Origin of the sequence: Staphylococcus sp. EG-SA-10 (genome assembly GCF_017151945.1) — a bacterium.
GTDB classification, from domain to species: domain Bacteria; phylum Bacillota; class Bacilli; order Staphylococcales; family Staphylococcaceae; genus Staphylococcus; species Staphylococcus aureus.
In genome coordinates this window covers 21431-29998 of record NZ_JACVZJ010000026.1, presented here as the reverse complement: position 1 = coordinate 29998, position 8568 = coordinate 21431, and the positions used below count along the sequence as shown (strand labels likewise).

Here is an 8568-nt window from a genome sequence, read left to right as displayed (position 1 = left end):
ATATTATTCTTTATATTTGTGAATGGTTAAGTTTGTCTTTGAACATATTATAAAAATGTAATGTTCCCCTGAAAAGAATAAGTTGTCATCTAATTACAGGAAATCCGCATAAATTAGATGAAATGGAAAGTAATAATTAATAATTTATTGATAAGCGCCTATGTGATGGTAAATCATGACATAGGCGCTTTTTTATATAAGTTTAAAATGTAAATAAAAATTATATAAATTACCCACATCTTTTTAAAAGATGTGGGCTTTATTATCATTAACCCAACTCACAGTGACGGATTACGCAAGGTATTGAACTACCGAGTACGGGTACGCTCGGTGTTGTAAAGAGCAAATAATCAAGTAATGATGATGCTTCTGCTCGATTATAAGAAAGCTATGATAGAGTACGATGGTATCTAGGTTTATTACTGATAGGTTTGGATATTTGAAGTTGGGCAATATTATATCTCAAACGAAAATATAAATAAATTATACATAACGGTCAAGAATCATGATATAATTTTAAACGATAAAATATTTATATAAAAAATTAGAGAAAATGTAGTTGTGTATTTTTGTGGTCGTTAAACTAGATATAATTGTCCGATTTATAAAACATACATAATGAATACAATGATTGATTATGTGGAGGAAACCATGAAAGAAAAGTTTGATTTAGTAAAACTATTAAATATTCTAAAGAAGAATATTAAATTATTGCTTATTTTACCGGCAATATGTCTTGTAGTAAGTGCGGCATTAACCTTTTTTGTTATGCCTGACAAATATACTGCTTCTACTCAAATATTAGTAAACATGAAAAAGTCCTCAAGTGATTTAGCTTTCCAAAATGTTCAAAGTAGTTTGCAGTCCGTTAATACATATACGGAAATTATCAAAAGTCCAAGAATTCTAGATAAAGTATCTAGAGAGTTTGATGGTCAGTATTCAACAGCTGAGTTGAATTCGTTTTTAAAAGTAACCAATCAAACAAACTCTCAAATTATTACTGTATCAGTTACAACTGGGAATAAATCTGAATCTGACAAAATTGTTAATAGAATATCTAAAGTTTTTGCACATGACATGCCTAAAATTATGAGTGTTGATAATGTTACAATACTTTCCTCAGCACATGATAATGCTGTAAAAGTATCTCCAATAGTATCTGTCAACTTAGTGATCAGTATCATTGTTGGTATTGTTTTAGCAATATTGATTATTTTCTTAAAAGAACTATTAGATAAGCGTATTAAGACGGAAGAAGATGTTGAATCGCAACTAGGATTACCTATTTTAGGTTCAATACAAAAATTTTAATTTACGAGGAATTACCATGACGAATACACGAAGAAGTACATCAAGTTTAATTGTCCATGAACAACCAAAGTCACCTATTAGCGAGAAATTTCGAGGCATAAGATCAAATATTATGTTTGCAAATCCTGACAGTGCAGTTCAAAGCATTGTAATCACTTCAGAGGCACCAGGCGCAGGTAAGTCTACAATTGCAGCAAATTTAGCAGTTGCATATGCACAAGCAGGTTATAAAACATTAATCGTAGACGGGGATATGCTTAAGCCTACGCAACACTATATTTTTAATTTGCCAAACAATGAAGGACTTTCAAGTTTATTGCTAAATTGGTCAACTTATCAAGACAGTATTATCTCAACTGAAATTCAAGATTTAGACGTCTTGACGTCTGGGCCAATCCCACCGAATCCGTCAGAGTTAATTACATCAAGGGCATTTGCAAATTTATATGACACGTTATTGATGAATTATAACTTTGTTATTATCGATACGCCACCAGTGAATACAGTTACAGATGCGCAATTATTTTCAAAGTTTACCGGCAATGTTGTCTACGTAGTTAATTCGGAAAATAATAATAAAGATGAAGTTAAAAAAGGAAAAGAACTTATCGAAGCAACAGGTGCTAAATTATTAGGTGTAGTCTTAAATAGAATGCCTAAAGATAAAAGTGCTAGTTACTATGCATATTATGGGACTGATGAATCATGATTGATATTCATAACCATATATTAGTTGATATAGATGATGGTCCTAAAACAATTGAAAAGAGTATTGCACTATTAAAGCAAGCTAAGGATGAAGGTGTAACAAGTATTGTAGCGACACCTCATCATTTGCATCCGAGATATGATAATACATTTCAACAAGTGCTTGTGAAATTGGCGGAGTTAAGAACGCATCCAGAAGTTCAAGCATTGGATATTAAATTATTTCCCGGGCAAGAAATTAGAATTACAGATTCGATTCTGCAAGGCTTAGATAATGGTAGTATTCAAGGTATTAATCGTTCGAAATATTTGCTAATTGAATTTCCAACGGGCGAAGTACCACATTATACAAAACAATTGTTTTTTGAAATACAATCGAGAGGCTACATACCAATCATTGCACATCCTGAAAGAAATAGAAGTATCGCCAAAAATCCAGAAATATTATATGAACTTGTTGCAAATGGGGCATTGAGTCAATTAACATCGAGTTCTTTAGTTGGTGGATTTGGAAAAAACATTCAAAAGTTATCATTACAATTTATAGAATGTAATTTGGCTCATTTTGTAGCTTCAGATGCACATTCATGTGACCAAAGACCATTTTTGATGCAAGAATTATTTCACAATCATAAATTGAAAAAATATTCGAATGACATTGAAGCATTACTTCGAAATGCCAGTTCAGTAATCAATGATAATTTTGTTTATTTAGACAGACCGACTAAGCCAGGAAAAGTGAAGTCGTTTTTGAAATGGTTTTAACTAAATATATTTTTTCGAATTAGACTGGTATACATGTACCAGTCTTTTTGAGTATGCTTAAAATGAATTATAATCATTATTATTTGCAAATTCGTATAATACAACTTGTCTAATTGATTAAGGCGAATGGCTTTTAAAAAAAAGACTCGTTTTTTATAGTGAAGGTAGTTTGAAAATAATGAATATATAGATGAAGGTATTACTTTTGATATATAGGGCTAAGGAAGTGTTTTTATGGTATTAAGAAAAGTAATCATGCAGGACTTAGATCAAATTATTGCACTTGAAAATATTGGTTTTTCACCGGAAGAAGCTGCAACACCAGAGGCATTGAAATTGAGAATTGAACAAATTCAAGAAACTTTTATTGTAGCTGAAAAGAATGATGAAGTGATTGGATATATCAACGGTCCTGTCATAAAAGAGCGTTACATTAGCGATGATTTATTTAAAAATGTCCCCACAAATAATAGTGAAGGTGGTTATATTAGTGTGTTAGGTCTTGTTGTAGCACCAAATTATCAAGGTCAAGGTATTGCAGGTCGCTTACTAAACTATTTTGAAAATCTTGCTAAGAATCAACATCGACATGGTGTAACGTTAACATGTCGAGAATCATTAATTTCATTTTATGAAAAATATGGGTATCGTAATGAAGGTGTATCAGAATCATGTCATGGCGGTATTAAATGGTATAACCTTGTTAAAAATATAAAAAAGGATGATGAGGTGTAAATATGGCAGTTGTTTATGTAGCAGGAGGGTGTCTATGGGGTGTTGAAGCATTTTTCACAACAATACCAGGAATTATACATACAGAAGCAGGAAGAGCAAATGGAAGAAGCTCTAAATTAGATAGTCCTTATGATGGTTATGCTGAATGTGTCAAACTTCATTTCGATGATCGTATGTTAACAATTACAGACATCATGAATTATTTATTTGAAATCATTGATCCATACAGTGTGAATCGACAAGGAAATGATATTGGAGAAAAGTATCGAACGGGTTTATATAGTTGTGTAGATGACCACTTAATTGAAGCGCGTCATTTCATTGAACGACGTAAAGACAGAGATCAAATTGCAGTGGAAGTCTTACCGCTGTCTAACTACATTAAAAGTGCTGAAGAACATCAGCAACATTTGGAAAAATATCCAGAAGATATGCATATGTGTCATATTTCAAAAGATTTGCTAAATAAATACAAGTGATTTTCAGAGGAGAATAGATGTTTAAATTAACCGAAATCGGAGAAATACCTAGATATACTAAGAAAAGAGGTAGGTATTATGCATACGTTTGATGCACAATCATTAACTGCTAGAGAAAACTATAAATTATTAATTGGTTCAATTATTCCACGACCTATAGCTTTTGTTACAACATTAAATCAAGATGCATCAGTAAATGCAGCACCATTTAGTTTTTTTAATATAGTTAATAATCATCCGCCAATGATTGCTATTGCAGTTCAACGTGCAGGAGGTAAGAGAAAAGATACTGCCTTGAATATAGAGCGGACTGGAGACTTTGTTGTGCATATTACAGACGAAGATAATGTTCAAGATATTAATGAGACTGCAGCGCCGTTAGCATATGGTGACAGTGAGTTGAGCCGTACAGAATTATCACTTTTAACTTCTACAACGATTAAGACGCCAGGAATTAAAGACGCGAAAATGAGATTCGAATGTAAACTATCGCAAATGATATTGATTGGAGATGTATTAGATGGGGCTGACTTAATAATAGGCGAAATTGTAACTTATCATATTGATGACAGTATTTATGAGGGTAATTTTAAAATCAATCCACACGCATTACAGGCTGTTTCTCGTTTAGCCGGAAATGATTATGCTAAATTAGGGGGAATATTTACAATAAAGAGACCAGAAAAATAATAAAACACATGCTATAGCGGTGTACCGTTTATGAATTGAATCAAAAGTACACAGGTGCTAAAGTATGTGCTTCTAAAATGAAGACTATTTTTTATTACAAGAAAATGTATCTAGTAAACTTAAAGTAGCAAGTCCTAATAAATCTAATGCATGTTGCGCACCTTTTTTTCCATGACCAGCTTCGAAATGTTTGTAAGCAGCTACACTTAAAATACCTATTGTTGATAGGGAAGCAAGGCGAGAAATGTTTTTATTGATAAAGCTAGCTGAGTATAAAGCAGCAGTAGTTGCTTCTGCAATGCCTACGTATTTTACAAGTTCTTTTTGCAAGCCAAAAGTATGTTCAAACAGTTCAATCATACCCTTATCTTCTTGCAATTTAGGTTTACTGGCTTGGTATAGCTCTTTCGCAAGTTTTAAATTCGTTGCGTAACGCAAAATCATATTTAATTCCTCCCAATATTTGATTTTTTGAAAAACGGTTGTTTTATCATTTTACCCGTTTCTTCAAAAATGAATCTCTTATGTAACATATGTAGTTCAGGAATGTTTGCTATGGAAATATAATTCTATTCACCCAAAATATATGAATTTAATGTGTGGTTTTATCGAGTTGCTCTTTTAATTTGGTTAGATTGTTTTTTAGAGAAGCGGTACTATTTTTAAGTGCATCAACAGATTTACCTTCGTTTTGAGACATTGCGTTTATAACAGCATGAAGTTCAGTTTCTAACATGTCGGCGTCACCTTTAGCATTAGAACTTAATACTTTAATATCTCTTAAAAGGCTATCTGATAGTAGGGCATTTTTGCCAGTTACCAATTTCGAATTGTAATTCCAAGCACTGCTTAATTCAATAGCATCTAAATCAGTTATAGGTTTATTTGTTTTCATTATACTCCCCTCCAATTGTAGAAACTTCTTCAACTTCAGGTTTTAATCTACCATTCTTATCAAGTTGTGATGGGGAAACACTATCCTTATAAAATTTCATAAATTTAATGCCTGGGTAATTTTTCATTACTTTGTTAGTAGGTTTTTGTAGGGTTACTACATAGTCACCAACGATATCACGAGTTTTGTTTTTACTATAATATGCAATAAAATTAGTTTTAGCTTGATCTTTAATTTCAGGGTGCTTCATTAACAACGCGTCAAATTTCTGATTAAAATCACTATTTGATGTATTCATAAGCGGTTTGAATTCTTTTTTGAATTTATCCATACCTTCAATTCCAGGAGTTTTAAAATTTAAATATTGCCTTACAACTCCGTTATATTCTTGTTTTATTTGAAGTTTTTCATTCATGGCAAAGTAACCATTTTTTTCAACTTCGGATTTAAACTTTAATCGAGCTTGTTCGATTTCATGTTCATACCGTTTATACATCATGGCTGAAATTGCCGCTGATGTTTTATTTTCATGACCTGGAGTAAATGTAGTGATGGTTACACTATTATCAGATTCAACAAAGAGTAATCGTAATTGAAAAGGAACGTCATAATTGACAGTACCGACGACTACTAAACCATCTGTTTTGCTTTTCTCACTAAACCCAGAAGCATTAGTATATGGCTTAACTAAATTAATTTTACAATCATAACCAAAAGTATCTTTCACATAGTTTTTATATTTTTTGATTGCTTCATCTTTATGTTTTTTCAGAAATACTTCATTTCTTTTTTTATGTTCACCAATATATTGACCATCATAATCTTTGACGCTAACCGTCTTTGGAATATCTTTTGTTTGGTTCTTTGGTATGAAAGAGCAACCGCTTACTATGATTGATGTGCATAATATGAAGCCTATCAGTTTTCTCATTTTTAATGACTCCTCATGATAAGTAGTATTTTGGGTATATATAAATTTTTTTGACATTACGCTACTTTATTTCTTTTTGAATCTCTTCCCAATTTCCACCAGACATAGTTATTTTATTAGTTTTATTTTCTAACCTACCATCTTCTCCAATTTCAGATGGAGAAACACTGTCTTTATAAAAATACATCATTTTCGATCCAGGTATTTTTTTCATTGTGTCATTGGTTGGTATTTGTAAATCCCATGAATATTTATTAACATTTTTTGTGCTTTTCTTATCATAATATGCAATAAAGTCAGATTTCATGCTTTTCTTAATTTCAGGATATTTATTAATTAAATTTTGTAACTGTTGATTGAATGCATCTCCTTTTAAGTGCATAACAGGTTTGAATTCTTTTTTGAACTTATCCAAATCATCGATACTGTCTGTGTTGAAATTCAAAAATTGTTTAGTAACACCATTGAATTCTTGTTTCTTTTGAAGTTTTTCATTCATGGTGTAATAACCGTTTTTCTCAACTTCTGATTTGAATTTTAATCGAGCTTCTTCAATTTCATGTTCATAACGTTTGTACATCATGGCTGAAACGGCCGCTGATGTTTCATTTATATGACCAGGTGTAAATGTTGTGATAGCTACGCCATTTCTAGATTCAACAAATATCAGTCTAAATTGAAAGGGAACGTCATAATTAACAGTACCGACGACTACTAAACCATCTGTTTTGCTTTTCTCACTAAACCCAGATTTATTAGTATAGGCCTCAACTAAATTAATTTTACAATCATAACCAAAGGTGTCTTTCACGTAGTCTTTGTATTTTTTGATTGCTTCATCTTTATGTTTTTTCAGAAATACTTCATTTCTTTTTTTATGTTCACCAATATATTGACCATCATAATCTTTGACGCTAACCGTCTTTGAAATATCTTTTGTTTGGTTCTTTGGTATGAAAGAGCAACCGCTTACTATGATTGATGTGCATAATAAGATTCGCATAATTTTTCTCATATCTTCATTAGCTCCTTTGTATTAGGTGTTTTTCAGTTGATAGGCAAATTATACAAAAACTAAAATAATGTTATTCAATATTATTATAAGCTAATCTTGATTATATTAACTAATATTAATTAAATTAACAAAAAACATCATTAAATATTAATTACATAAATCCTTATCTGAAATTTTCGAATCAAGAACGCAAATTATAAGCAACCATGTCATATATAGTTTCTACTTATAAATAAATTGATTATTTATATTAGACGCTTATGTCATGAGAGCGTAACCTTAAATGTAATTACTAATAAGGGGTGAGGATAGAATGAATTATTCGCCGAAGCAAGGTGTAAGGAGTCATGGCTTACCACACGATCCATTTAAAAGTAGTACAGTACCACGTCCAATAGGGTGGATCTCTACTGTATCGAAAGATGGGAAAGATAATTTAGCACCTTATAGTCAGTATCAAAACTTAACTTGGGATCCGCCTATGGTTATGTTCGCAGCAAATCAATCTGTTCTTGGTGATCATGAGCGTAAAGATACAGTAAAAAATGCAGAAGAGACAGGGTGGTTTGTATGGAACATGGCCACGTATGATTTAAGAGAAGCTGTTAATTTATCGTCGAAGGCACTACCACCTGAAGAGGATGAATTTGAATATGCAGGTGTGACGAAAGAAGCATGTATAGAAGCACCAGGTTATCGAGTCAAAGAATCGCCAGTACATTTTGAATGTGAGTACGTTCAAACGATTCGTATTCCGACAGGAGATCCTGTATCAACAGTTGATATTGTTATAGGAAGAGTTGCTCAGGTTCATATTGACGATAAGGTCATTCTTGATAATGGTAAATTAGACATTAAGTCGATTAAACCTATTGCTAGGTTAGGATATTATGATTACACGGTTGTGAATGAAATATTTGAAATGAAAGCACCATCAGCTTCTAAAGAAGAGCTTGCAGGTTTAGAAGGAAGAAATTTTGATAATCAATCAGATAACAAAAAATAATGAATTCAATCATTTTCAATACATCGGAAC

11 protein-coding genes are annotated in these 8568 nt (G+C 31.8%); 7 read left to right on the top strand and 4 right to left on the bottom strand.

Translation table 11 applies throughout. From position 1 onward, the window contains the following. The first annotated feature begins 651 nt into the window (after positions 1 to 651). The 6 genes from IDG45_RS12270 to IDG45_RS12245 all read left to right on the top strand — a co-directional run bounded on the left by IDG45_RS12270 (position 652) and on the right by IDG45_RS12245 (position 4691). Positions 652 to 1314 carry a YveK family protein gene (locus IDG45_RS12270; RefSeq protein ID WP_000659677.1) on the top strand — a complete coding sequence of 221 codons (663 nt, stop codon included), beginning with the start codon at positions 652 to 654 and terminating at the stop codon, positions 1312 to 1314. Between the two features lie 16 nt (positions 1315 to 1330). After that, entirely contained in the window at positions 1331 to 2023 is a 693-nt protein-coding gene (locus IDG45_RS12265) for a polysaccharide biosynthesis tyrosine autokinase (protein WP_000185854.1), read from the top strand. Next, positions 2020 to 2787 carry a tyrosine-protein phosphatase gene (locus tag IDG45_RS12260; protein WP_000565312.1) on the top strand — a complete coding sequence of 256 codons (768 nt, stop codon included), beginning with the start codon at positions 2020 to 2022 and terminating at the stop codon, positions 2785 to 2787. The genes IDG45_RS12265 and IDG45_RS12260 overlap by 4 nt, the downstream gene beginning before the upstream one ends. 234 nt (positions 2788 to 3021) lie before the next feature. After that, positions 3022 to 3522, top strand: a complete 501-nt coding sequence (locus IDG45_RS12255; RefSeq protein ID WP_000244266.1) for a GNAT family N-acetyltransferase — start codon at positions 3022 to 3024, stop codon at positions 3520 to 3522. 2 nt (positions 3523 to 3524) lie between these two features. After that, the gene (locus IDG45_RS12250) at positions 3525 to 4001 is read left to right on the top strand and encodes a peptide-methionine (S)-S-oxide reductase (RefSeq protein ID WP_000301933.1); all 477 of its coding nucleotides are present in this window, start codon (positions 3525 to 3527) and stop codon (positions 3999 to 4001) included. A gap of 78 nt (positions 4002 to 4079) precedes the next feature. After that, positions 4080 to 4691, top strand: coding sequence for a flavin reductase family protein (locus tag IDG45_RS12245; protein WP_000556736.1), 612 nt, complete (start codon positions 4080 to 4082; stop codon positions 4689 to 4691). Between the two features lie 84 nt (positions 4692 to 4775). On the opposite strand, the gene IDG45_RS12240 is transcribed toward IDG45_RS12245, so the two are convergent. The 4 genes from IDG45_RS12240 to IDG45_RS12225 all read right to left on the bottom strand — a co-directional run bounded on the left by IDG45_RS12240 (position 4776) and on the right by IDG45_RS12225 (position 7532). After that, positions 4776 to 5135 (bottom strand): hypothetical protein, encoded by a 360-nt coding sequence (locus IDG45_RS12240; RefSeq protein ID WP_000603478.1) that lies wholly within the window; start codon positions 5133 to 5135, stop codon positions 4776 to 4778. Between the two features lie 148 nt (positions 5136 to 5283). Then, positions 5284 to 5586 carry a hypothetical protein gene (locus tag IDG45_RS12235; RefSeq protein WP_000856195.1) on the bottom strand — a complete coding sequence of 101 codons (303 nt, stop codon included), beginning with the start codon at positions 5584 to 5586 and terminating at the stop codon, positions 5284 to 5286. Then, complete coding sequence (locus IDG45_RS12230; RefSeq protein ID WP_001228567.1) at positions 5573 to 6517, bottom strand: DUF1672 family protein; 945 nt, start codon at positions 6515 to 6517, stop codon at positions 5573 to 5575. The genes IDG45_RS12235 and IDG45_RS12230 overlap by 14 nt, the downstream gene beginning before the upstream one ends. A 61-nt stretch (positions 6518 to 6578) precedes the next feature. Beyond that, on the bottom strand, positions 6579 to 7532 hold the full coding sequence (locus tag IDG45_RS12225) for a hypothetical protein (RefSeq protein ID WP_001226798.1): 954 nt from the start codon (positions 7530 to 7532) through the stop codon (positions 6579 to 6581). 313 nt (positions 7533 to 7845) lie between these two features. On the opposite strand from IDG45_RS12225, the gene IDG45_RS12220 reads away from it, so the two are divergent. Continuing rightward, the gene (locus tag IDG45_RS12220) at positions 7846 to 8538 is read left to right on the top strand and encodes a flavin reductase family protein (protein WP_001109874.1); all 693 of its coding nucleotides are present in this window, start codon (positions 7846 to 7848) and stop codon (positions 8536 to 8538) included. Positions 8539 to 8568: the final 30 nt, after the last annotated feature.

What these genes read in the sequence shown, in the direction of transcription:
- IDG45_RS12235 (WP_000856195.1), bottom strand. Translation starts at nt 5,586, where the DNA reads ATGAAAACAAATAAACCTATAACTGATTTAGATGCTATTGAATTAAGC.
- IDG45_RS12260 (WP_000565312.1), top strand. Translation starts at nt 2,020, where the DNA reads ATGATTGATATTCATAACCATATATTAGTTGATATAGATGATGGTCCT.
- IDG45_RS12220 (WP_001109874.1), top strand. Translation starts at nt 7,846, where the DNA reads ATGAATTATTCGCCGAAGCAAGGTGTAAGGAGTCATGGCTTACCACAC.
- IDG45_RS12225 (WP_001226798.1), bottom strand. Translation starts at nt 7,532, where the DNA reads ATGAGAAAAATTATGCGAATCTTATTATGCACATCAATCATAGTAAGC.
- IDG45_RS12250 (WP_000301933.1), top strand. Translation starts at nt 3,525, where the DNA reads ATGGCAGTTGTTTATGTAGCAGGAGGGTGTCTATGGGGTGTTGAAGCA.
- IDG45_RS12245 (WP_000556736.1), top strand. Translation starts at nt 4,080, where the DNA reads ATGCATACGTTTGATGCACAATCATTAACTGCTAGAGAAAACTATAAA.
- IDG45_RS12270 (WP_000659677.1), top strand. Translation starts at nt 652, where the DNA reads ATGAAAGAAAAGTTTGATTTAGTAAAACTATTAAATATTCTAAAGAAG.
- IDG45_RS12240 (WP_000603478.1), bottom strand. Translation starts at nt 5,135, where the DNA reads ATGATTTTGCGTTACGCAACGAATTTAAAACTTGCGAAAGAGCTATAC.
- IDG45_RS12255 (WP_000244266.1), top strand. Translation starts at nt 3,022, where the DNA reads ATGGTATTAAGAAAAGTAATCATGCAGGACTTAGATCAAATTATTGCA.
- IDG45_RS12230 (WP_001228567.1), bottom strand. Translation starts at nt 6,517, where the DNA reads ATGAGAAAACTGATAGGCTTCATATTATGCACATCAATCATAGTAAGC.
- IDG45_RS12265 (WP_000185854.1), top strand. Translation starts at nt 1,331, where the DNA reads ATGACGAATACACGAAGAAGTACATCAAGTTTAATTGTCCATGAACAA.